Here is a 21,246-nt window from a genome sequence, read left to right on the forward strand (position 1 = left end):
CGTGCAGTGACCGCACGGTCGGGCTGGTGCAAAGGGCCTCCCGGGCGGACGGCCCCTGCCGCCCGCTGAGATCCGACACCCGTGGTTCGGGTGTCGACCTGGTTGGCTTATTCCCTCGAACACGCGCAGCCATGCAGAAGCGGCCACGTACGCGCTGGTGAACTCCTTGTTACTTCCGTCCCGGACTGGGTATACGCGACGCCCCGCCGCGGTGGTGCGCGGCGGGGCGTCGTGTGGTGTCCTGGTGGGTGCGGCCGGTGCTCAGCCGCCGTAGCGGCGGTGGCGGGCGGCGTAGTCGCGCAGGGCGCGCAGGAAGTCGACCTTGCGGAAGGCCGGCCAGAAGACGTCGCAGAAGTAGTACTCGGAGTGCGCCGTCTGCCAGAGCATGAAGCCGGAGAGGCGCTGCTCGCCGCTGGTGCGGATGACCAGGTCCGGGTCGGGCTGCGCACCGGTGTAGAGGTGACGGCCGATCATGTCGATGTCGACGGCCTCGGCGAGGTCCTCCATCGCGACACCCTTGTCCCGGGCGTCGTACAGCATGGAGCGCACGGCGTCGGCGATCTCCTGGCGGCCGCCGTAGCCGATGGCCACGTTGACCAGTATCCCGCCGACGTCGGCCGTGTTCTCCTCGGCCTCCTTGAGGGTGCGCTGCATCCCGGAGGGCAGCAGGTCGCGGGTGCCGACGTGGTGCACGCGCCAGCGGCCGTCGGAGGCGAGGCTGCGGACGACGTCCTCGATGATGCCGAGGAGCGGGCCCAGCTCGTCCTGCGGGCGGTCGAAGTTGTCCGTGGACAGCAGCCACAGGGTGACGACCTCGACGTCGGTCTCGGTGCACCAGCCGAGGAATTCCTCGATCTTCTCGGCGCCGACCCGGTGGCCGTGGACCGTGCTGGACCCGGAGGCCTTCGCCCAGCGGCGGTTGCCGTCCATGATGACGCCGATGTGCTTGGGCACCTGAGCGTGGTCCAGGTGACCTTCCACCCGGCGCGCGTAGAGCCTGACGAGCAGGCCGCGCAGCTTGTCGCGCAGGTTCACGTGAGAGCCCCTCCATGTGGCCGCGGTTGCGGTCCCCGCGGTGGCCGAGCCTACCGGTGCAACCGGCCTGCTCGTGGCGGGGGGTTCGGGTGCTTGATCAGTACGGACAGGAGGCGCCGGCGCCCGCTGCGGAGCCGGTGCGGGCCGGTCGCGCAGGTGCGGGGCGGCCGTGCGACGGCACGGGCCCACGCCCCTGAGCGGGGACGCCCGGGGGGTGCGTTCCGGTTCCCGGCGGGGGCCGCCGGAGCCCCGGAGAAAAAAACGGGCCGGTCCGTGGGGGGGAGACGGACCGGCCCGAGGGGGGGGTTCCACCATAACCCTTCGTGAGGGATGGCGTGTGCATCGGCGCGACACAACTACTCTGCGCAGTCACCCGACGACGCCCCGAGGGGCCTGGAGGGCCGGATTCCGGGGTGTTTCATGGCCGATTCACAGCGGAATCCCAGGAGATTCGGCCAGATTCAGGACGATCAAGAGGAATTGAGCCGTCTTGGTGACCCCTCGGCGAGTTGTCCGCCGTCCCCCCGACGGGCGACCCCGGCCGTTAACGGTGACTTGACGGTTCCGCTACGCGATCAGCGGACGTCACGGCACCGCACGCCCCCTTCACCCCAGGGCACCACCCGTGCTTCTTTGCGCGGGTGAAGGACGCCGGTCCACACACGTGTGGACGGTGGGGCCGAAGTGAACAGCTGTGGACAACGAAGGGGGAACTGACGGGGAACCACAGGTGAACTCGGCCGCGCTTCCGTCCCGTACGTCCCGTTCGTCAGGGGGTCGGCTTCCGGACGTCGAAGAGCTGGCGGGCGCTGTGGGCCACGAACGGGCCCTCCTCGCCGATGCGCTCGTGCAGCGCGCGGAGCCGGGGCTCGTACGCCTCGGGGGTGAAGCCGGGGACCATCCAGACCACCTTGCGCAGGAAGTGGACGACGGCGGCGATGTCGTGGAACTCCATCCGCAGCCGCTCCGCGCGCAGGTCCACGACCTCCAGACCGGCGGCCTCCGCCCCGGCCCGCTCACGGTCGGGATGCCGCACGTTGTGCACGTCCGCCGGCAGCGGCCCGAGGAAGTGCTCGACCAGTTCGAACACGCTGCTGGGCCCGACGTGCTGGGCGAAGTACGTGCCGCCCGGACGCAGCACCCGGGCGATCTCCGCCCACCGCGGGCTCACCGGATGCCGGCTGAGCACCAGGTCGAACGCCTCACCGGCGAAGGGCAGCGGGGCGTCGTCCCGCGCCTCGACGACCACCACACCGCGCGGCCGCAGCAGACGGGTAGCCTTCGCCGCGTTCGGCGGCCAGCCCTCCGTGGCGGCGACCAGCAGCGGACGCTCCGGGGCGGCGGCCGCCAGGGAGACGTCGAGCACCTCGCCGCCGCCGGTCTGGATGTCGAGCGCTGCCTCGGCGCGGGCCAGCCGCTCCCCCGCCGACCGCGCGTACCCCCACGAGGGCCGCTCCTCGGTGGCCCGCCCCTCGAACCAGGAGAAGTCCCAGCCCTCGGTCGGCACCGCGGCGCCCTCCGCCACGAGATCCTCGAAAGAACGATGGTCCGCCATGCGCGCCATGGTCCCAGGGCGCTGCCGGCGCGTCCTGCCATTTCTTTCCGCGTACATTCCGCATACATGACGACTCCGGCCGCCGTCCGAGGGTGCGCGGGTGCGCGCTCAGGTCGCGTGGGGGCTGTCGTGGTGCGCGCTCAAATCGCGTGGGGGCTGTCGTGGTGCGCGCTCAGGTCGCGTGGGGCTGTCCGAGCACCAGGAGCAGGTGTCCGTCGTCCTCGTGCGGGTCGGTGGGGACGTGGGTGAAGCCGTGTCTCTCCAGCAGCCGTATGGAGGCCGTGTTCCCCGAGTGCGGTTCGGCGTACAGGGGCCGTACGGGTTCGGCGTCGAGGAAGAGCGCGAGGGCCTCGGTCCCGACGCCGCGGCCCCAGTAGGGCCGTCCGAGCCAGTACCCCACGAAACGCCGTCCCTCCTCCGTCCAGGACAGGATGTTCCCGGCCGGTTCCCCGCCGACGGTCACCGTCCGCACGAGGGAGCCGGGGGTGCCGAGCACGCGCTGCCGCCAGTGCGTGAGGAAGGCCTCGCGCGGCCGGGGCGTGAACCGGGAGCGCCGGACCGCCTCCGGGTCGTGCTCGTGGACGAGGAAGACGAGGAGGTCGTCCTCGGTCACCTCGCGCAGGCGTACAGGCCCGTGCACCTCGGATCCGCGGGTTTCCTGTCCATCGGTCATGGTCCGCAGTGTGACACCCGCCACTGACAACGCCCTCCCACCCGCACACCCCTGCCCGCGCCCGCTCCGCCGCCGGTACCGTCGGCGCGGAGGTGGGGCCGTGACGAGGCGATGGCGGGACGGACCGGGCAGCCTGGTGATTCCGCGGGACGACGGGGGTACGGCGGTCACCGTGCCCCTGGAGATAGCGGCCTCCTACCGCGCCCGCACCCGGGGACTGCTGGGGCGTGACACGGTCGAGGGGGCCATGCTGCTCTCCCCGGCCGGCAGCGTGCACACGTTCGGGATGCGCTTCGCCATCGACGTGGCGTACCTCGACCGCCGCCTCACGGTGCGGGCCGTGCGGACGATGGTGCCGGGCCGCCTGGGCCTGCCCCGGCTGCGCTCCCGGCACGTCCTGGAGGCGGCAGCGGGGGCGATGGCGGGGTGGGGCCTGAGGCCGGGAGCACGGCTGACCGTCGAACCCGTTCGGCCGCCCCAGGGGTAGGCGTACCGCCGGTGGCGACGGACCGCCGCACGAGCGGTCCTCCCTATGCGCCCCCTCTCAGCCTCCGGAACGCGGGAAGGAGACCTCCACCCTGCGGTTCTTCTTCCGGCCCGCCTCCGAGGAGTTGTCGGCGATCGGGTACTGCTCGCCGTAGCCGCGCACCTCGAAGGTGACGCCGGGGTCGTTGAGGTCCTGGTCCAGTACGGCCTGTACGGCGTTGGCGCGCTGCTTGGACAGGACGTCGCCGTGGGCCGAGGAGCCGAGGTCGTCCGTGAACCCGAACACCCGGACCTGGGTGGCGTTCTGCTTCTTGATCTCCTCGGCGATGGCCTCGATGCGGGCCTTGGCCGCTCCGCCGAGTTTCGCGCTGTCCTTGCCGAAGAGGACCTCCGCCTGGAGCGCGAAGGTGACGTCCGCGTTCGTGTCCTCCCTGCGCTCCTCGCCGCTCTGGTCCTCCACGACCGACTTGATGTCCAGCACCTTGGGATCCGCGAGCGTGGCGCCTTCCGGGAGCTTGAGGTCGGGATCTGTGGGGTCCACCTTCACCGGCGCGGCCGCGGTGGGCTCGGTACCGGGCGGCTCACTGGGGTCGGTGTCGTCGGCGTGGGCGAGCGTGAGGTTGGCTGCCGCGAGGAGGGCGGCGGCGGTGAGGGTGAGGGTGAGGCGGGGTGTGGTGGTCACTTCGGCCTCACCCGGAGATCTGGATGGGGGCGCTGGAGAAGGTGGGCAGCTGCAGGGTCACTTCCGCGGTGCCGTCGGGCGGGGCGGGGAACTGCATGAACACGGGGATGGTGTCTCCCGCCCTCACGCTCTGGACCCCGGTGGTGGTGAGAGGCCGCCCATCGGTGTCCCGGAGCACGTAGTAGCGCTTCCGCCCTTTCGGGTCCACCAGGGTGGCCCCTCCGAACGATTGCCCGTTCTTCATGATCTCGGTTTCGTTGCCGGTGAGCTGAGAAGAGAGGACGGCTTCCTTGCCTCCGTCATTCTTCAGCTCCGCGTTGACCGTGACGAATCCACCCCCGTCGCGGGTCGCCGACGTGACCTTCAGCACCAGACCATCAGGGCCCCGCAGTTCCGCGAGAGGGTCTTCGGACTGCCCCTCCTGAGCACTGGGTGCGGATCCGCCATGCCTGGAGGCCGACGCCGAGACCTCCGGCTGGTTCTTCTCGTCGCTCCCCCCTCCACCGCACCCGGCCAACCCGAATGCCAAGCCAACCGCCATACCGACTGCAAACGTCCTGCGGCGAACATATGCATTGCGCCGAGTGCTCATCGTCAGGACCCTCCCTTCTTCCCTCGCTGCTTGTCATTCGGACAGATGAACATCGAACAGGTCTTCCGGATGCGGGAGATGGACCGTATCGCTCGGGTCCAGACTCCAGCTCTTGCCGTCACACGTAAGTTTGGGCAGCGAAGGCGGCTCGGCATCCTCGGTTGGCTCAACAAAATCACAAAGAGGCTCGATCACGGCTGTGGCCGATTCCGTGGACCGACGGTCGCTCACTCCCGGGACCACGGAGGATCCGATCGGTTTGTTCGTTCTGACCTCGACCGTTATCTCCAAGAGCTGCGACTCGTCGCAGTTCTGGAGTTGCGCATCGTTCTGAGCGGCAAGCTGATCGGCCCGCCAGCAGGAAGGGGTGACATCCGCTCTGCCCCTGAAGATGTCCGTCCATTTGGTCAGATCCTTCAGGCTTTCGACCCACTGACCCGCGAGCTGATCACGGCGGTTCTGCGCTGCCGCAAGTGCGGCCGCGTCGGCAGCCGACTGCGCGCCGCTTCTATTCACCGCGGCCTGGCCGACGGCGAGATAGGCGAGGGCAAGGAAGAGCAGACCCGCCGCCACCGTGATGTAGATGGGGAAGGCCTGCCCTGAATCCCTGCGCGACCGCGGGACGATCAGGTGATCTGCGCGATCTTCTGCTTGATCTTGTCCAGAATCGCCTTGCCGATGTCCGTACCGGTGATCGCGAGCACAATCGCCACCACCACAGCGATGATGCCCAGGTACTCCACGGCGGTCTGCCCCCTGTCTCCGGCTCGCCGCCGCACCGCCTCGGCCGTCGTGTTCTTCCACCCGTTGACGCGAACCTTCGTCGCCACAGCCGTTCTCAGCAGCAGATCGCTCAAGGCGCTTCCCTCCGTTGACGCGTCCGACGCGCGAACCATAGAGGGACAGCCGGCCGCCGCCCCAGGGCCCCAGGACCCACCCCCGGGCCCAAATTCCCAGGTGTCCGTCGCTCCGCGCCCCCATCTCAGGCCACCCCCAGCCACTTGGCCGCCGCCTGGGCCCTGTTCGTGCTGTGGAGCTTGGCGAAGATGCGGTTGATGTGGTTCTTGACGGTCTTCTCGCTGATGAAACAGACGGCGGCGATCTGCTGGTTGGTCAGGCCGGACGCGACGAGGTCCATGATCTCCGCCTCCCTGGCGCTGAGTTGGAACTGCGACCGGAATGACTGTCCCACAGCGGATTGCAACTGCGAAAGCGATTCAGGTGAAGCTTTACCTACGAGGGAAGGGCCAAGGGCCGGAAACCCGGCACCCGACTGTGCAGTCGCACTCGACCTGAGCTCGTCGAGCAACGCCCTCGCCGCCCCCGGGGTCACATGGGGCCGGCCCTCGCGGACGTCCCGTACCGCCCGTACCAACTGCTCGGCGGTGAACTCGCCGTGCACCAGATAGCCCCCCGCACCCAGTCGCAGCGCCTCCCGCACGGTCTCCGCCTCATGGCTGTAGGTCAGCATCATGACCGGAGCCAGCCGGACCAGGTGCGGCAATGCCGAGATTCCGTCGACCCCGGGCATGCGGACGTCGAGGAGGACGACGTCGGGCCGGTGCCGCAGGGTCGCCTCGTACGCCTCGCGTCCGTCCGCCGCCTCCGCCACCACCGTGGTGTCCTCGCGGCCGGAGAGAAGGGCGGTGAGGCCGGCCCGGACCACGGGGTTGTCGTCGGCGACCACGAGACGGATCGGGGGCGCGGCGGGCACCGGCGGGAAGTCCTGCCGGACGGAAGGATGGTGCATCGGGTGCCTCCTCTCGGGCGTCGCGGGCCGCGGACTCAGGTGCCGCAGGGGGCTCAGGGGACTCAGGGGACTCAGGCGTCTCAGGGGTCCTGCGCCGGGGCCGCGCGGGCGAGGGCGCGCAGGGGCAGGTCCACCCGTACCTCCGTCCCGCGTGCGTTCTCCCCCCGGCCCACACGGATCCGGGCGCCCGCTCCCGCGGCCCGCTCGACCATGCCGAGAAGGCCGAAGTGGCCGCTGTCACGCAGGTGTTCGAGCGTGGTGCCGGGCGGCAGGCCCACGCCGTCGTCGTGGACCGTGAGGCGGAGCTGGTCCCCGTCGACCCCCAGGGTCACCTCCACGCGCGCCGCCCGGGCGTGCCGGTGCGCGTTCTCCAGGGCCTCGGCGGTGATGGCGAGCAGATCGTGCGCCAGGGGTGCGGGGATCTCCGGGACGGGGGTCTCCCCCAGGCGCCGGCACTCGGCCCGCAGGCCTGTGAGCGCCGCGAAGTCGGCCACCCGCTCCTCCAGTTCCGCCCGGATCCCCCCGGCCCGCCGCCGTGCTCCCGGGACCGGTCCGGGGGCCGTGCGCGGAGCCGTGTCCGCTGCCGTCTCCCTACCCTCCCCGGCCCCTTCTCCACCTTCCTCCCCCGCGCCCGGGACGACCGCCCTCCCGGCACCCGCGGCGGCCCCACTCCCGCCGCCCGGGCCCGTCCTCTCGCGGCGCAGGTCCGTCAGGAGGTCCCGTGACTCCGCCGCCGCCCTGCGTGCCGAGCGGGCCACCAGTTCCGCCTGCTGTCGGACCCGGGCCGGATCGGGGGTGTCCGCCGAGGCCGTGACGGCGAGGCCGTCGGCGGCGAGGGCCACGCCGTGCAGGGTCTTGGCCACCGAGTCGTGCATCTCCCTTGCCAGCCGGGCACGTTCGGCGTGGACGGCCTCCGCGGCCGCCAGGCGGGCCTGGACGACCGTGAGGGCCTGCGTGGCGGCGCCGAAGCGGAGCATCAGGCCGCGCAGGCTGGACCCCATGGCACCGGCGACGACGCACAGGCCGGGCAGCAGGAGCGCCTCGGCGACACCCGCGTGCCGGCTTCCCTTCAGGGTGGCGTGCACGAGGAGCAGGATCAGGGCCTGGAGCGAGGCGAACCCGGCCGCGCCCCGCCAGCCGTAGACCAGTCCCGCCAGCAGCGGCGTGCAGACGCTGACGTAGCCGAGGGTGGTGTCCGGGCCGGCGGAGACCAGGAGGAGGAAACCGAAGAGGGTGTCGACGGCGAGGAGGCTGGGGTGGCGCAGCAAAAGGGGGCCGAAGCGCTCCCAGTCGCGGAACAGGACGTACGATCCCATGAAGGTGACGACGACGGCCGCGCCGACCAGGCGGGCGCCGAGGCCGGGGGCGGCGTTGAGCAGGGCCGCCGGGGCGGCGAGGACGATCATCGCCAGCCGGAAGCCGAAGACCTGCCGGCACATGGCCTGCAGAGCCCGGATCTGGATCCTCTCGGGCGGCCGGACCGACGCGGGCCCCTCACCGGCGGACTCGGGACCACCACCAGCGGACACGGGCCCCTCACCGGCGGACTCGGGAGCACCACCGGCGGGCGCGGGCCCCTCACCGACGGACTCGGGACCACCACCAGCGGACGCCGGGCCACCACCGGCCGCCCCCGGCATCTCCGGCACCGCTCCCGCACCCGCCTCTCCGTCCTCCCGCCCCGCCGGACGCGTGGCACGCGGGACACGTGCGGCACGCGGACCCCCGCCCCGTCCCCGGGAAGGCAGCCGTGCCCAGCGGCCGACCCGTCTCCTCAGACCCGCCCCCATGGCCCGTTCACTCCCCCGCGAGCGACCCGAAGTCCACCCCGGACCCCAGCAGCAGGCCGGCGGCGAGCAGCAGCATGGTCGCCGGGACCATGAACGTGGTGATCATCAGCGTGGCCTTGGGGACCGCGCGGGCGGCCTTGCGGCGGGCGTTCTGGGCGTCCGTACGGCGCATGTCCTTGGCGAGGGCGACCAGGGTGTCCACGATGGGCGCGCCCAGTTCCTCGCCCTGCTGGAGGGCCGTGACGAACATGGCGACCTGTTCGGAGTCGTTGCGCCGGCGCAGCTCCGTGAAGGCCTGGCGGCGGCTCACGCCGAGGTCCATCTGGCGCAGGGTGATGCGGAGTTCGTCGGCCCAGGGTCCCTCGTAGCGGGAGGCCACCCGGTCCAGGGCCTGGCGGAAGCCGAGGCCCGCGCTGACGACGACCGCGAGGACGTCGAGGAAGTCGGGCAGGGTCCGTTCGATCACATCCTTGCGGACACGGATGGCCGACCAGATGCCGACCTCGGTCCAGAACGCCCCGAACAGCAGGAGCAGCAGGGCGACGAACCACTGGCCGCGGAGCAGGAAGACGAGGAAACCGGTCGCGCCGAGGGCGCCGTAGACCGCGCGGCGGGCGGCGTAGCGGTCGATGGTGAGGCCGCCGGGGTTGCCGGCGAGGTCGATCCGGCGGCGGTACTTCGCGACCAGACGGGGTCCCATGAGGCGCAGGACCGCGGGCGCGTACCGCATGCCCATGCGGTCGATCACCGAGCCGACGGCGCCGGTGCGGGTGGCGCCTATCTCCAGCGCGACGGCCAGGTCGCCGGGGAGCTTCGCGTCCGCGCGGTACATGCGGAGCCCGGCGAAGACACCCCAGACGCCGAGGGCCATCAGCAGGGCGAGGAGCAGAGCGGTCATCGGTCCGCCCCCTTCAGACGTCGATCCGGCTCAGGCGCCGGATGAGGAGGAAGCCGACGGCGTACATGGCGAACGCGATGATCACGCAGGCCTGGCCGAGGTGCGAGCCGGTCATGCGCTCCAGGGCGCCGTCCTTGACGCCGTTCATCAGGAAGAGCGCGCCGACGCCCAGGACGGGGACGGCGTACGACGTCATGGTCACCTGGGAGAGCTGGGTGCGGATCTCGCGGCGGGTCTCCTTGCGCTCCTCCAGGGTGTCGGTGAGGTTGCGCAGCGCGGAGACCACCTGGCCGCCGGCCCGGTTGGAGAGGACCAGGGTGGTGACGAGGACGACGAGTTCGCGGGAGGGCAGCCGTTCGGAGAGTTCGCCCAGCGCCTGGTCCATCGACTGCCCGATCGACAACTGGTCGGCTACCTTGGCCAGTTCCTCGCCCGCCGGGGCCTCCAGCTCCTCCGCGGCCATGCCGATCGCCGTGCGCAGGGCGAGTCCGGCCTGGGTGGCGTTGGCCAGGATGCGGGCCAGTTCCGGGAGTTGCCCGATGAACCGCTCGATGCGCTTCTGCCGCTGCCAGTTGAGGAACTGGACGGCGGCTCCGATGCCGAGCAGTCCGGCGAGCGGGCCGAAGAAGGGGGCCAGGGCGGCCTGTCCGATGAGCCAGAGCGCGGCGACCGCGGCGAGCATGCCGGCGAAGAACTCGCCCGGGGTGACGTCCAGGCCGGTGGCCGCGAGCCTCAGCTCCAGCCGGCGGCCCAGCGCGGTACGGCGCAGCCGGCGGTCCAGGGTGCGGAAGCGGCGCCTGCGTCCGGGCGGCAGGGGCTGTCCGCCGTGCGCGAGGCGGTCGATGAGCGCGGCGCGCTGGGCCCGGCCCGAGGCGTAGGCCTGGGTGCCGGCGACGGCCAGGACGCAGGTCAGCAGCGCGATGCCGGTGGTGAGCTGGACGAGGCGGTGGAGTTCCATGGTCCTACCTGGCTTCTCGGGTGGCGAGCTGGGCCGCGGTGTGGGCGACTCCGAAGGCCTGCGGGACGGGCTGGCTCGCCATGTAGAGGCGGTCGGCGGTACGGCGGGGCAGCGGGAAGTACTCGAAGGTGCCGTACACCCGGCCGTCGGCGGTCATGGGCTGGGCGTGGAAGCGGGCGACGGTGGCCAGCCGGTACGGTTCGCCGCCGTGGCTGTCGAGCAGGGCGATCTCGGTGATACGGCGGGCGCCGTCGGCGAACCGGGTGAGCTGCACGAGGACGTCGACGGCGCTGTTGATCTGGTCGTGCAGCGCGGCGAAGGGCACCTCGACGCCGGACATGGAGGCGAGGGTCTGCAGGCGGGTGAGGGCGTCCTCGGCGCTGTTGGCGTGCACGGTGGCCAGGGAGCCGTCGTGGCCGGTGGACATGGCCTGGAGCATGTCGAGGGACTCGCCGCCGCGGACCTCGCCGACCACGATCCGGTCGGGCCGCATGCGCAGCGAGTTGCGGACCAGGTCGCGGATGCTGACCTGCCCCTTGCCCTCGACGTTCGGCGGGCGGGACTCCAGCCGGACCACGTGGTGCTGCTGGAGCTGGAGTTCGGCGGAGTCCTCGATGGTGATGATGCGCTCGTGGGACGGGATCAGGCCCGAGAGGGCGTTGAGCAGGGTGGTCTTCCCGGTGCCGGTCGCGCCGGAGACGATGACGTTGAACTTCGCCTGCACCAGCCCGGCCAGCAGGTACACCATCTGCTCGTCGAGCGAGCCGAAGCCGATCAGCTCCTGGAGGGTGTAGGAGCGCGGGAAGCGGCGGATGGTGAGGATGGGGCCGGTCAGGGACAGCGGCGGGATGATGACGTTCACGCGCTCGCCGGACGGGAGGCGGGCGTCGACCATCGGGTTCGACTCGTCCACGCGGCGGTTGACGGTGGAGACGATCCGCTCGATGGTCTGCATCAGCTGGTCGGCGGAGGCGAAGCGGATCGGCAACTGCTCGACGCGGCCGCCGCGTTCGACGAAGACCGCGTCCGGTCCGTTGACCATGATCTCGGTGACGGAGGCGTCCTCGAGGAGGGGCTCCAGGATGCCGAGGCCGAGTGCCTCGTCCACGACCCGGCGGATCAGCTGGGCGCGTTCGGCGGTCGACAGGACCGGCCCCTCGCGGCTGATGATGTGCCCGAGCACCCGTTCGAGCCGCGCCCTGCGTTCGGCGGCGGCGAGCGCGCTCATCTCCGCGAGGTCGATCTCCTCCAGCAGCTTGGCCCGGTAGGAGGCGACCATGTGGCCGTCCTCGCCCCGGCTGCCGTGCTCCTCCGGAGTGCTGATGCGTGCCCGCAGGCTCATGGGTTCGCTTCTCCTCGGTCAGTGGTCGAGGGGCATGGTGGCGGTCTTCCGGGCGTCGCCGAGGTCCCAGACGACCTCGGGGATGTGCACCGTCGCGGTCACGGTGACGGTGCCGTCCCCTTCTGCCTGCGCGCACGTCACCGAGATCCCGCCGCTGACCGCGTCCGCGCACGCCTGCGCGGACGACTGCCGCAGGGAGGCGGCCCGCGCGCCCGCGCGGGCGGCGGTGCCGGCCTGCTCGGCCGCGTAGGCGACCGCGCCGAGCTGGATGCCGGCCAGGGCGACGATCAGCAGGATCGGGATGAACCCCAGGTATTCGATGGCCACTTGGCCGCGCTCGCGGTTCCTCCCGCCGCGCCGGGGCGTCCTGCGCATCTCAGCGCTTCACCTCCTCGACAGCACCCGCGTGGCCCGGCACGGTGACGGGGAAGGGGACCACTCCGGGGAACAGGACGGGGACTCTCAGGGAGACGTCGGCCGTGACGTAACCGGACGGGCTGCAGTTCACCGACGCGCCCGACCGCCACGCCCCCGACAGGTTCTCCAGTCCCGCCGCCTCGCACGCGGCCTGGCGCGCCCCGCCGGGCGGGGCGGCGGTCCCCGCGCGCGCGGCCTCGTCGGCGGCGTTCCCGGCGAGCGTGAAGGTGTACCCCACGAGGACGGCCTGCCACATGAGCACCAGGGTCAGCACGATCAGCGGGGTCATCCCGAGCAGCTCGATGCTGACCTGCCCCCGGTCGCCGGCCCGGCGCCGACGGCACGCGCACGCGCACGCGGGAGTGCGTGCGCGGCGCTCGTCGCGGGGCTCCGGTGCGGGGCCGGAGGGGGCGTCGGTGCCGGTCCGGCGACCGGGGGTTCGGGCGGCGCTCCGGATCCCGTGCGGGCCGTGCGGGCCGTGCGGACCGGGCACGGGCATCGCGCTCCTTGACGGTCCGCCGTCATGCGGGGACTGGGCGCCGTCACCCGCGGACGGTCCGCCGCCATGCGCGGACGGAGCGCCGTCACTCGCGGACGGTCCGCCGTCACCCGCGCGGCACCGGACCCGCTGCCCGCCGTACGGCCCGCTCCCGGCGGTCCGGGCGCGCGTCGGTACCCCCACGGACCCGGCGCGCACCGGTCCCGCCTCCGAACCGGCGCGCACCGGTCCCCCATCCGCCCAGGCGCGCACCGGCTCCCGGTCTCTCCCCCACAGGCGTCTCATCGGCGTCTCACTCCTTCCGCCGCCGCAGGCTGACCGAGCCCCGGTCGCCGCGCAGCCGGCCGCCGCCGCGCGGGGTTCCCTCGGGCGCCGCCGCCAGCCCCAGTTCCCCGGCGAGGGCCCACAGGGCCTGCTTCACGGTGCTCCGGCTGTCGAGTTCGTGGACCCGGCCGGCGTCCACGACCGCCTGCAACTCCTTGAAGTTGGCGGGGACGGCCGTGCGGGCGAGCGCGGTGCCGGTGATGCGCTGGACGAGCGCGGGCTGGATCTCCGTGGCGCGGCCGAGGCGGTTGACGACACCGGTCGTCTCCTCGGCCTTGCGGATCTGGAGCCGGTCCCACATGCGCACGGTCCGCTTGGCGGCGCGGACGGCGACCACGTCCGGGGTGGTCACCAGCAGCGCGGTGTCGGCCATCTCGACGGCGGCCGCGCCGGCGCCGCTGAGCTGGGCGCCGCAGTCGACGACCACGACCTCGTAGCGGGTGCGCAGGGCGCTGACGATCTGGCGGGCGGAACGGTCGGTGACCTCCTCGCCGCGCTCGCCCTCGCCGGGCGCGAGGAGCAGGGCGACGCCGGTGTCGTGGCGGAAGACGGCGTCGGCGAGGACGCGCGGGGAGATGTCGTTGATGGCGGCGAGGTCCGCGACCGAGCGGCGGAACTGGACGTCCAGGAAGGAGGCGATGTCGCCGGTCTGGAGGTCGAGGTCGACCAGGGCGGTGGCGCGGCCGGAGGCCTGGGCGGCGAGGGCGAGCTGGATCGCGACCGTGGTCGCGCCGACCCCGCCCTTGGCTCCGCTGACCGTCACGACCCTGCCGCCGGCTCCGGTGAGGGCTTCGGCGCCCCCGTGCCCGAGGTGGCGGCGGACGCCGGTGGACCACTGGGCGACGGCCTGCACGCGGTGGGCGAGTTCCTCGTACGACAGCGGCAGCGCGACCAGACCGCGGGCGCCGGAGTCCATGGCGGCGGCGAACAGGCCGGGGCCGGCGTCGGTGGTGACGAGGATGACGCCGACGGCCGGGAAGCGCAGGGCGACCTCGCGGATCAGCTCCAGCGCGGGCACCGGGCCGATGCGTTCGTGGACGACGACGACCTCGGGCAGTTCGTCGACCGACTCGGCGGCGAGGCGGCCGAGGGTGTCGACGAGCTGGGTGGAGTCGGTCACCGGGGGGACCGGTTCGGCGTCCGGGAGCTGGCTGAGCAGGGTGACGAGCGAGCGGACGGCGTCCGGGTCCGCGCCGGCCGGGAGGATCCTGGTGGGCATGCGGGACGCCTCTCACTTGTCCGTGGCGAGTTCGTAGGTGCGGTCCCGGTCGGGGACGCCGGTGTCGCCGCCCGGGGCGACCAGCGCGAGGCGGACCCGCTGGGCGAAGGACTCGGCGTAGGTGACGCGCTGGGCGTCGAGGGTGGACAGCGCGAAGGTGATGGGGACGGCCTCGGTGGGCTGCTGGTCCTTGCTGCGGTCGGGGTCCAGTGCGGTGATGCGGCCGACGTCGAGGACCCGGGCGTCGGTGACGATGATCTTCGACTGGTCGGGGTCGCTGTCCTTGCGTCCCTCGAAGGTGGCGTAGACGTTGACGCGGGAGCCGGGCGTGATCTTGCCGGCGACACCCGTGGCCGCGTCGATCATGATGGCGACCTCCTGCTGGCCGGGCCGCAGGGCGGGCTGGTCGACGACCATGTCGGTCTGGAGCAGGGAGCCGGTGTGCAGGGTGGTCACCGCGATCTTGCCGCGGATCTGCCCGAGGCTGGTGACGGCGTTGCCGGACAGCCAGCGCCGGGGCATCCGGATCTTCTCGAACTGCCCCGGATCCAGGGTGGTGTACGGCTTCACCTCGGTCCTGACCCGGTAGGCGGCGACCTCGGGGCCGACCTTGGACTGGACGTCGTGGATGACGGAGAGCACGCCGGCGAACGCGCCGAGAGCGCACAGGACCGACAGGATCAGGAGTATCACGCCGCGGCGCTGACGGGAGTTCATGAACCGTGCAACCTCATTGGGGGAATCGGTCGAGCGGGATATGAGCGACGGACGGTGTCATCTGGGGCCGGTCAGGCGGGCGTCCGGGGTTCCAGGGCCCTGCGGGGTTCGGTGCCGGCGAGCCTTCTCGGCGGCTCCAGGGCGTCTCGCCGTGCCCCGGCGCCGCCGTCCGGTCCCCCGGCGCCGCCCGCCTCGCCGGCGCTCCGCCGCCTCCCGGCGCTGCCCTGCCGGCCGGAGGCGGCCCGCCCCGGGGCGTGCGGGGCCGGTGGGCCGTACTCGGGCGGGACTGCGGAGCAGAAGACGCAGCGGTCGCCGATGACGTCGAAACCGCACCAGTGACAGCTGGACTGCCGTACGGAGGTGACCAGTTGGTAGAGCACGGAGAGGTCGCCGAGGTAGCTGCAGAACTCGACCACGCGGCCGGTCCCCCACCACTGCGCCGACTCGGCGGGCAGCGGTGCCTCGCGCAGCCCCTGCACCGCCCAGGTCTTCGCGAGGCCGGTGACCCAGTCGGTCTGCAGCTGCCCCTTGGCGACGAGCATCCAGGTGCCGAACTCCGGGCCCTTGAGCGTGGCTCCGGGGGCGATCTTCACGAGCTGCGGCTCGGGGTGGGCGAGTACGGCGAACTGGCTGCCCGGCACCCAGGACCTGGCGTGCGCCTTGAGCCCGACGGGCACCCGGTCGAGCCGGGCGACCGAGCCGAGGACGGCACCGGCGTGGATGTAGTGCGTGAGCAGGCGCCCGGCGGAGGCGAGGACGCCCGGGCTCAGCTCGCAGGAGGCGAGCTGCCTCAACTGCCGTGCGAGGACGGCGATCCCGAGCGGGGGCAGAGCGGGCCGGAAGAGCGCGATGCGGTCGCTCTCCAGCAGCGACCGCAGGGTGTGCAGCCGCCGTACGACGGGTTCCGGGGTGGCGTGCGAGCACAGTACGACCAGGTGCCCGAACTGCTCGATCAGGGCGTGGACCTCGGTGAGGGCGTGATCGAGCGGACGGCGGTCGAGATCGCGCAGCACGATGGCGGGCATGGTCCGTTCGTCCTGCGCCGGCAGCGCCAGGTCGGCACTCGTCACGGCAACGGCAGTTGGCACGCGCAGCTCCCCGCTCTTCACACCCTCCGGCCCACCGGTGTGACTCCAATGCGCCAGGACGACTTCATTGCGTGACTACCTAGGCACTGTATCCACGCCCCAATGGCCCGAGAACAGCGTTTGTGCAGCCCGTGTGGAACTCTCTTCCGACAACTCCCGTCAAAACAGGACAGGTTGAGCACGTCGCCGAAGACTCCCCCGTTCCGCACCCCTTGACAGTCCTATTGGTCTGGACCAACTTGTAGCGAGCGGTGGCCACCGTCCCTCGACTCCCCTCTCCCCCACCGGAGGCCCCAGTGGACCGCGTACCAGTCATGCCCAGACGCAGACGCCCTATCCGTCTGCGCACATGGTCGGCCGCCGCCACGCTCGCCCTCGCCGTCGCGGGTCTCGCCGCGGCCCCCGCCTCCGCGGCGGACGTCAACAACGCCAAGAACGCCGGCTTCGAGTCGGGCCTCGGCAACTGGACCTGCACGGCGGCCAGCGGCACGACCGTCTCCTCCCCGGTGCACGGCGGCTCCTCCGCCCTCAAGGCGACCCCGGCCGGCCAGGACAACGCCCAGTGCTCCCAGCAGGTCGCGGTCAAGCCCAACTCGACCTACACGCTGAGCGGATGGGTCCAGGGCGGCTACTCCTTCCTGGGCGTCACGGGCACGGGGACGACGGACACCTCGACCTGGACGCCCGACGCGCCGTCCTGGACGCAGCTGTCGACGACGTTCACCACGGGCGCGTCCACGACCTCCGTCGCGGTCTACGTCCACGGCTGGTACGGCCAGGCCGCCTACTACGCCGACGACATCTCGGTGTTCGGCCCCGACGGCGGCGGGGGCGGCGACACTCCCCCCACGGTCCCCGCCGCCCCGACGGGCCTCGCGGTCGCCGGTACGACCTCGTCCTCGGCCTCCCTCACCTGGAACACGGTGTCGGGCGCGACCGGCTACAACGTCTACCGCGACGGCTCGAAGGTGACGGCCGTGACGGGCACGTCGGCGACCGTGGCCGGACTCTCGGCGTCGACGTCGTACTCCTTCCAGGTCACCGCGACCAACTCGGCCGGTGAGTCGCCGAAGTCGGCGGCGGTGACGGCGAAGACGACCGCGTCCGGAGGCGGAGGGGGCGGCACGCTCCCCAAGCACGCCGTGACCGGCTACTGGCAGAACTTCAACAACGGTGCCACCGTCCAGAAGATCTCGGACGTCCCCTCCGCCTACGACATCATCGCGGTGGCCTTCGCGGACGCGACCTCCACACCGGGCGCGGTGAGCTTCACCCTGGACTCGGCGGGCCTCGGCGGCTACACCGTCGCCCAGTTCAAGGCGGACATCGCCGCCAAGCACGCGGCCGGCAAGAAGGTGATCATCTCGGTCGGCGGCCAGAACGGCACGGTGTCGGTGACCGACTCGACGTCGGCGGCGAACTTCGCCAACTCCCTCTACTCGCTGATGCAGACGTACGGCTTCGACGGCGTCGACATCGACCTGGAGAACGGGCTCAACGCGACCTACATGACGCAGGCGCTGCGCTCCCTGTCGGCGAAGGCGGGTTCCTCGCTGGTCATCACGATGGCCCCGCAGACGATCGACATGCAGTCGACCTCGGGCTCCTACTTCCAGACGGCCCTGAACATCAAGGACATCCTCACGGTCGTCAACATGCAGTACTACAACAGCGGTTCCATGCTGGGCTGCGACGGCAAGGTCTACAGCCAGGGCTCGGTCGACTTCCTCACCGCCCTCGCCTGCATCCAGCTCCAGGGCGGTCTCGCCCCGTCCCAGGTCGGCCTCGGCCTCCCCGCCTCCACCAGCGGTGCCGGCAGCGGCTACGTCTCCCCGACGGTGGTCGACAACGCCCTGGACTGCCTGACCCGGGGCACCAACTGCGGCTCCTTCAAGCCCTCCACGACCTACCCCGCCCTGCGCGGCGCCATGACCTGGTCCACCAACTGGGACGCCTCCGCGGGCAACGCCTGGTCCAACTCGGTGGGCCCCCACGTCCACGCACTGCCGTAACCCGAACCCCTGAACACGGACGCCCGGGCCCTCCAGGTCCGGGCGCCGTCATGTCGTATCCATGAGGCGTGACGGCCGGACCTGACGGGTGGGGCACGTAGCGCGTGGCGAGCGATGTCACGTACTGAACAAGATCGACGGAGGCCTCACTGCTTCTAAGATAAATAAATGAAAGGATTCGCCATGAACGACGACATCAGGCTTCGCCTCGAAGCCGCGGGCCTAGAGGTGGTCGGACCGTTCTCAGGCGCGGGCTCAAGCGTCGCCGAAGCATTCCATCGAGTGGTGAACGTGGACGCGGAACCTGTCGAGACGATTCCAAGAGACTGCCCCGAAGCCGCCAACCGGGTAAGCGAATCCTGGCAGGCGCACGCGCAGAGCATGGGGGTGCTGTCCGAAGACGGCTCGTTCCTTGCCGCCGGCAGCCTTGAGCATGGCTGGATCCACGTAAAACTGACCCCCACGACCAGTATCTTTTCCACGCAAGACCAAGAAGGCGACCTCTTGTTCATTTCTCGTAGCCCGACCGGCAATCAGGTGTGCGCCGCAAGCGGGGAGGGTGCCGAGTACTGGATCCTCGCGAAAGAACTTACTTGAAAAACCGAGCCACCTTCTGCTCTGTGATCGAGATTCCAAGAGGGCTATTCGCCTCTCGAATTGAGGCACGAAGGCAATTGTCGGCGACGGCCGAGGAAACCGCGTTCCGCGTCGGTGTCCGTCGGCAGGCGGCAGGCGGCAGGCGGCAGGGGTTTCGGCCGCGAGGACGGGCTGCGGTGTGGCCGACTGTGCTTTCAGGCCGAGGGGCAGCCACACGACGATCAGCCTCAGCGGAGCGGCCGGGGTGATGAAGTCGCCGAAGGCGGCACCCGCGCAGCGCTGCGTGACCGCAAGGCTCCGAGTGCCGCCGAAGTCGCCATCATCGGGCGGCCGAGGGAAGGTCAGTGTCCGGGGAGGGACTGCAGTTCGGCGGGGGGTTCGTCCGTGGGGGCCGACTGCGGTGTGGCCAGCAGCTTGTTCAGGCCGAGGGTCAACCGCACGACGAACACGCCCAGCACGACGGCCAGAACCATGCGGACCAGGCTGTAGCCGGCGTCGACGTTCGCCGCGGTCTCGTAGTCGCCGGGCGTCTGGAGGTTGATGCTGGTCACGAACGTGACCAGGAGCGAGGCGAAGACCGACAGGATCCACAGGAGGTAGGTCTTGATGACTCCGCTGCCGCCCGGCAGGGCCCTGAGCCACCCCAGCCCGATGTCGGTGCGCGCCATCGCGTTCGCGTGACCGACCCGCACCCACCGCTGGTAGGCGAACAGGACAGCCAGGAAGAGCACGAAGCGCAGCATGCTCGTGACCTGGGTCGCCTGGTCCGCGCTGTGCAGAGCGTGCTGGTCGTAGCCGTGGCCGTCGGCGATCAGAACCCACTGATGGGCCCGCGCGCGATCGGCGGAGAACCGCACGACCTCACCGGCGACAGCTGCCGCGATCGCGACCAGCACCGTGACCAGCGGGCCGGTCATCGAGACCCGGCCAGGACTCACCTTGGACTGGATCAGCAACACCGACTTGTGGTTGCTTCCGCGACGCTGCGGCGGCTTCGCCAGATCGCTCTCCTCCTGACAGACCGGACAGAGTCCCTTGATCCCGTCGAAAGCGATTTCGCGCTGCCGACACTTCTGGCACGTCAGTAGCATTCCGCGCCCCCCTTGCATGATCACGTTCGAATTGAGCGCCGCATCTTATGGGGCCGGAGGAAGACGCGTCCATACTCCGCGCGGGCCGCCCCGCGGGCGGGAGTGCGGCGGGCGTCGCGCGGTGGGTTGTGGAGATGCGAGCGGAGGTTCGTGACCGTCTCAGGGGGTGACGCGGACGACCTGTTCAACTCCCGTGGGGATAACGGGTGGTCGCCGGAATGCCAGCGTCCGGCGTGGTGTGATCCTTGCGTCGCCGGTCGTGCGGAGGCTCCCGCAGTGGAGCGCCGCGGGCTCGTGACCGTGGCCCGGCACCTGTCCCCGGTGGGCCACTCTCCGGCAAGTACACCGACACGAAGGAACGTTCGTGATGAACTCCGCTCCCCAGATCCAGACCGCCGAGATCTCCGACGCCGACCTCGACGCCGTGGCCGGCGGCCTGGCCGTCCAGGCCGGCACCGCCGCCGGTCTGTCCGCCGGTGTGGCCCTCGACGCCGGTGACCTGCTGTCCCAGGTCGGCTCCCTCCAGACGGCCGCCCTGGGCGCGGTGACCGGCCTCCAGCAGACGGCCACCGCCGGCCTCTGAGCGGCCGACCGGCCGACGGCTGACGGCTGACGGCTGACGGCTGACGGCTGACGGCCGACCTGAGGTCTCAAGCTCAGGTCTCAGACCTCAGGCTCAGACCTCAAGCTCAGACCTCAGGTTCAGGTCTCAGACCGCGCGCACGTAGAACGGGGCACCCCCTTGCGGGATGCCCCGTTCTGCGTGTCGTCCGCGGGCGCGCGGGGTGCGACGCCCGGGTCAGGCTTCCTCGAAGTACGCGTCCAGCACCGCGTCCAGCTCCGACTCCCACTCCTTGAAGCGGGACCTCGCCGTGGCCTCGATCTCGATCGGGTACCAGCGGCGCTCGGGAGTGTGCACGGTGACGGTGAAGCGCTTGCCGAAGCGCGGGGACTCGGTCTCGACGGCCGCTATCTCGCTCCAGCGGAACTCGCAGGACTCGTCGTCGAGACTGAGACGGACGCCGCGGTGGTCGGCGACGATCCTGGCCCGGCGGTCGGCGGCCTCGAAGACCGGACCGTCGGGGGCCGCCGTCTCCTCGGACTCACCGCCTGCGACGGCCTCGTCGGCCGCACCGGGCGTGTCCGCCGCGTCCGCCACGGGAGCCGCGGGAGCCACGGGAGCCGCATCCGAGGCGTCGGAGGCGTCCGAGGCCTCCGAAGCGTCCGTCGCGTCCGTCGCGTCCACCCGTGCTTCCCCGGCGGACGCCGGTTCCACCGCGTCGGCGGGGTCCGCGGACCCGGCCGGCTCCGCGTCCTCCGGTCCGGGCGCCGCCGCCTTCACCGGCGAGGTGATCCCGGGGATGAAGGCCGGGTCGAACCCGGCGCCCTTGACGGGCTCGCCCTTCAAGGGCTGGCTGCTCGATCCTATGCGCTGGTCCACGGCGGCAGTATGGACGACTTCCCTGTGCCGGAACCAGTCAGCCCACCGATCCCCCGGTACACACCGGTCACTTGGGCCTG

General features: G+C 71.5%; 22 protein-coding genes and 1 pseudogene. 4 read left to right on the forward strand and 19 right to left on the reverse strand.

Annotated features, from left to right (window positions below):
* Positions 1 to 261: 261 nt before the first annotated feature.
* From ACIPRD_RS03130 to ACIPRD_RS03140, 3 genes are all read right to left on the reverse strand, one after another.
* Positions 262 to 1,035, reverse strand: coding sequence for an isoprenyl transferase (locus tag ACIPRD_RS03130; RefSeq protein WP_356410338.1), 774 nt, complete (start codon positions 1,033 to 1,035; stop codon positions 262 to 264).
* A gap of 769 nt (positions 1,036 to 1,804) precedes the next feature.
* Positions 1,805 to 2,590 carry a methyltransferase domain-containing protein gene (locus ACIPRD_RS03135; RefSeq protein WP_356410341.1) on the reverse strand — a complete coding sequence of 262 codons (786 nt, stop codon included), beginning with the start codon at positions 2,588 to 2,590 and terminating at the stop codon, positions 1,805 to 1,807.
* 172 nt (positions 2,591 to 2,762) lie between these two features.
* Entirely contained in the window at positions 2,763 to 3,263 is a 501-nt protein-coding gene (locus tag ACIPRD_RS03140) for a GNAT family N-acetyltransferase (protein WP_401559415.1), read from the reverse strand.
* Between the two features lie 100 nt (positions 3,264 to 3,363).
* Between ACIPRD_RS03140 and ACIPRD_RS03145 the strand changes: the two genes are divergently transcribed.
* Positions 3,364 to 3,750, forward strand: a complete 387-nt coding sequence (locus ACIPRD_RS03145) for a DUF192 domain-containing protein (protein WP_401559418.1) — start codon at positions 3,364 to 3,366, stop codon at positions 3,748 to 3,750.
* Positions 3,751 to 3,807: 57 nt separating this feature from the next.
* Here the strand turns inward: ACIPRD_RS03145 and ACIPRD_RS03150 are convergent, their stop codons facing one another.
* The 14 genes and pseudogenes from ACIPRD_RS03150 to ACIPRD_RS03215 form a co-directional block, all read right to left on the reverse strand.
* Entirely contained in the window at positions 3,808 to 4,431 is a 624-nt protein-coding gene (locus ACIPRD_RS03150) for an OmpA family protein (RefSeq protein ID WP_401559421.1), read from the reverse strand.
* A gap of 7 nt (positions 4,432 to 4,438) precedes the next feature.
* Positions 4,439 to 5,023 (reverse strand): hypothetical protein, encoded by a 585-nt coding sequence (locus tag ACIPRD_RS03155; protein WP_401559424.1) that lies wholly within the window; start codon positions 5,021 to 5,023, stop codon positions 4,439 to 4,441.
* Between the two features lie 33 nt (positions 5,024 to 5,056).
* Positions 5,057 to 5,596, reverse strand: coding sequence for a pilus assembly protein TadG-related protein (locus tag ACIPRD_RS03160; RefSeq protein ID WP_401559426.1), 540 nt, complete (start codon positions 5,594 to 5,596; stop codon positions 5,057 to 5,059).
* Positions 5,597 to 5,649: 53 nt separating this feature from the next.
* Positions 5,650 to 5,880 (reverse strand): hypothetical protein, encoded by a 231-nt coding sequence (locus ACIPRD_RS03165; RefSeq protein WP_401559429.1) that lies wholly within the window; start codon positions 5,878 to 5,880, stop codon positions 5,650 to 5,652.
* Positions 5,881 to 6,005: 125 nt separating this feature from the next.
* Positions 6,006 to 6,773, reverse strand: a complete 768-nt coding sequence (locus tag ACIPRD_RS03170; RefSeq protein ID WP_401559432.1) for a response regulator — start codon at positions 6,771 to 6,773, stop codon at positions 6,006 to 6,008.
* Between the two features lie 80 nt (positions 6,774 to 6,853).
* Positions 6,854 to 8,212 (reverse strand): sensor histidine kinase, encoded by a 1,359-nt coding sequence (locus ACIPRD_RS03175; RefSeq protein ID WP_401560032.1) that lies wholly within the window; start codon positions 8,210 to 8,212, stop codon positions 6,854 to 6,856.
* A 358-nt stretch (positions 8,213 to 8,570) separates the two neighbouring features.
* Entirely contained in the window at positions 8,571 to 9,461 is an 891-nt protein-coding gene (locus ACIPRD_RS03180) for a DUF5936 domain-containing protein (RefSeq protein ID WP_401559435.1), read from the reverse strand.
* A 13-nt stretch (positions 9,462 to 9,474) separates the two neighbouring features.
* The gene (locus tag ACIPRD_RS03185; RefSeq protein ID WP_401559438.1) at positions 9,475 to 10,419 is read right to left on the reverse strand and encodes a type II secretion system F family protein; all 945 of its coding nucleotides are present in this window, start codon (positions 10,417 to 10,419) and stop codon (positions 9,475 to 9,477) included.
* A 4-nt stretch (positions 10,420 to 10,423) separates the two neighbouring features.
* Positions 10,424 to 11,761, reverse strand: coding sequence for a CpaF family protein (locus tag ACIPRD_RS03190; RefSeq protein ID WP_401559440.1), 1,338 nt, complete (start codon positions 11,759 to 11,761; stop codon positions 10,424 to 10,426).
* A gap of 18 nt (positions 11,762 to 11,779) precedes the next feature.
* Positions 11,780 to 12,136 (reverse strand): TadE/TadG family type IV pilus assembly protein, encoded by a 357-nt coding sequence (locus tag ACIPRD_RS03195; protein ID WP_356410374.1) that lies wholly within the window; start codon positions 12,134 to 12,136, stop codon positions 11,780 to 11,782.
* Position 12,137: 1 nt separating this feature from the next.
* Positions 12,138 to 12,467: a pilus assembly protein gene (locus ACIPRD_RS03200; protein WP_356410377.1), complete on the reverse strand. Its 330-nt coding sequence runs from the start codon at positions 12,465 to 12,467 to the stop codon at positions 12,138 to 12,140.
* A gap of 502 nt (positions 12,468 to 12,969) precedes the next feature.
* Positions 12,970 to 14,220, reverse strand: a complete 1,251-nt coding sequence (locus tag ACIPRD_RS03205) for a CpaE family protein (RefSeq protein WP_401559443.1) — start codon at positions 14,218 to 14,220, stop codon at positions 12,970 to 12,972.
* 12 nt (positions 14,221 to 14,232) lie between these two features.
* Positions 14,233 to 14,937, reverse strand: a complete 705-nt coding sequence (gene cpaB, locus ACIPRD_RS03210) for a Flp pilus assembly protein CpaB (RefSeq protein ID WP_356410384.1) — start codon at positions 14,935 to 14,937, stop codon at positions 14,233 to 14,235.
* Between the two features lie 260 nt (positions 14,938 to 15,197).
* Positions 15,198 to 16,007: pseudogene (locus ACIPRD_RS03215) on the reverse strand (hypothetical protein); the annotation flags it as partial.
* Between the two features lie 332 nt (positions 16,008 to 16,339).
* On the opposite strand from ACIPRD_RS03215, the gene ACIPRD_RS03220 reads away from it, so the two are divergent.
* Both ACIPRD_RS03220 and ACIPRD_RS03225 read left to right on the forward strand, forming a co-directional pair.
* On the forward strand, positions 16,340 to 18,037 hold the full coding sequence (locus ACIPRD_RS03220) for a chitinase (RefSeq protein ID WP_401559446.1): 1,698 nt from the start codon (positions 16,340 to 16,342) through the stop codon (positions 18,035 to 18,037).
* A 183-nt stretch (positions 18,038 to 18,220) separates the two neighbouring features.
* Positions 18,221 to 18,634: a hypothetical protein gene (locus ACIPRD_RS03225; RefSeq protein WP_401559449.1), complete on the forward strand. Its 414-nt coding sequence runs from the start codon at positions 18,221 to 18,223 to the stop codon at positions 18,632 to 18,634.
* A gap of 341 nt (positions 18,635 to 18,975) precedes the next feature.
* Here ACIPRD_RS03225 and ACIPRD_RS03230 read toward each other — a convergent pair whose 3' ends face one another.
* Complete coding sequence (locus tag ACIPRD_RS03230; RefSeq protein WP_401559452.1) at positions 18,976 to 19,593, reverse strand: hypothetical protein; 618 nt, start codon at positions 19,591 to 19,593, stop codon at positions 18,976 to 18,978.
* Positions 19,594 to 20,092: 499 nt separating this feature from the next.
* Here ACIPRD_RS03230 and ACIPRD_RS03235 point away from each other — a divergent pair, with 499 nt between their 5' ends.
* Positions 20,093 to 20,308, forward strand: coding sequence for a type A2 lantipeptide (locus ACIPRD_RS03235; RefSeq protein WP_356410396.1), 216 nt, complete (start codon positions 20,093 to 20,095; stop codon positions 20,306 to 20,308).
* A gap of 216 nt (positions 20,309 to 20,524) precedes the next feature.
* On the opposite strand, the gene ACIPRD_RS03240 is transcribed toward ACIPRD_RS03235, so the two are convergent.
* Positions 20,525 to 21,166, reverse strand: coding sequence for a hypothetical protein (locus ACIPRD_RS03240; RefSeq protein WP_401559456.1), 642 nt, complete (start codon positions 21,164 to 21,166; stop codon positions 20,525 to 20,527).
* Positions 21,167 to 21,246 lie beyond the last annotated feature (80 nt).

This window comes from Streptomyces sp. NPDC090108, from assembly GCF_044747185.1.
Lineage (GTDB): Bacteria > Actinomycetota > Actinomycetes > Streptomycetales > Streptomycetaceae > Streptomyces.

Excerpts from the sequence above, each read along its gene's own strand:
- ACIPRD_RS03135 (WP_356410341.1), bottom strand. The coding sequence starts at position 2,590 with ATGGCGGACCATCGTTCTTTCGAGGATCTCGTGGCGGAGGGCGCCGCG.
- ACIPRD_RS03140 (WP_401559415.1), bottom strand. The coding sequence starts at position 3,263 with ATGACCGATGGACAGGAAACCCGCGGATCCGAGGTGCACGGGCCTGTA.
- ACIPRD_RS03155 (WP_401559424.1), bottom strand. The coding sequence starts at position 5,023 with ATGAGCACTCGGCGCAATGCATATGTTCGCCGCAGGACGTTTGCAGTC.
- ACIPRD_RS03170 (WP_401559432.1), bottom strand. The coding sequence starts at position 6,773 with ATGCACCATCCTTCCGTCCGGCAGGACTTCCCGCCGGTGCCCGCCGCG.
- ACIPRD_RS03175 (WP_401560032.1), bottom strand. The coding sequence starts at position 8,212 with ATGTGCCGGCAGGTCTTCGGCTTCCGGCTGGCGATGATCGTCCTCGCC.
- ACIPRD_RS03180 (WP_401559435.1), bottom strand. The coding sequence starts at position 9,461 with ATGACCGCTCTGCTCCTCGCCCTGCTGATGGCCCTCGGCGTCTGGGGT.
- ACIPRD_RS03185 (WP_401559438.1), bottom strand. The coding sequence starts at position 10,419 with ATGGAACTCCACCGCCTCGTCCAGCTCACCACCGGCATCGCGCTGCTG.
- ACIPRD_RS03190 (WP_401559440.1), bottom strand. The coding sequence starts at position 11,761 with ATGAGCCTGCGGGCACGCATCAGCACTCCGGAGGAGCACGGCAGCCGG.
- ACIPRD_RS03195 (WP_356410374.1), bottom strand. The coding sequence starts at position 12,136 with ATGCGCAGGACGCCCCGGCGCGGCGGGAGGAACCGCGAGCGCGGCCAA.
- ACIPRD_RS03200 (WP_356410377.1), bottom strand. The coding sequence starts at position 12,467 with ATGACCCCGCTGATCGTGCTGACCCTGGTGCTCATGTGGCAGGCCGTC.
- ACIPRD_RS03205 (WP_401559443.1), bottom strand. The coding sequence starts at position 14,220 with ATGCCCACCAGGATCCTCCCGGCCGGCGCGGACCCGGACGCCGTCCGC.
- cpaB (WP_356410384.1), bottom strand. The coding sequence starts at position 14,937 with ATGAACTCCCGTCAGCGCCGCGGCGTGATACTCCTGATCCTGTCGGTC.
- ACIPRD_RS03220 (WP_401559446.1), top strand. The coding sequence starts at position 16,340 with ATGCCCAGACGCAGACGCCCTATCCGTCTGCGCACATGGTCGGCCGCC.
- ACIPRD_RS03225 (WP_401559449.1), top strand. The coding sequence starts at position 18,221 with ATGAACGACGACATCAGGCTTCGCCTCGAAGCCGCGGGCCTAGAGGTG.
- ACIPRD_RS03235 (WP_356410396.1), top strand. The coding sequence starts at position 20,093 with ATGAACTCCGCTCCCCAGATCCAGACCGCCGAGATCTCCGACGCCGAC.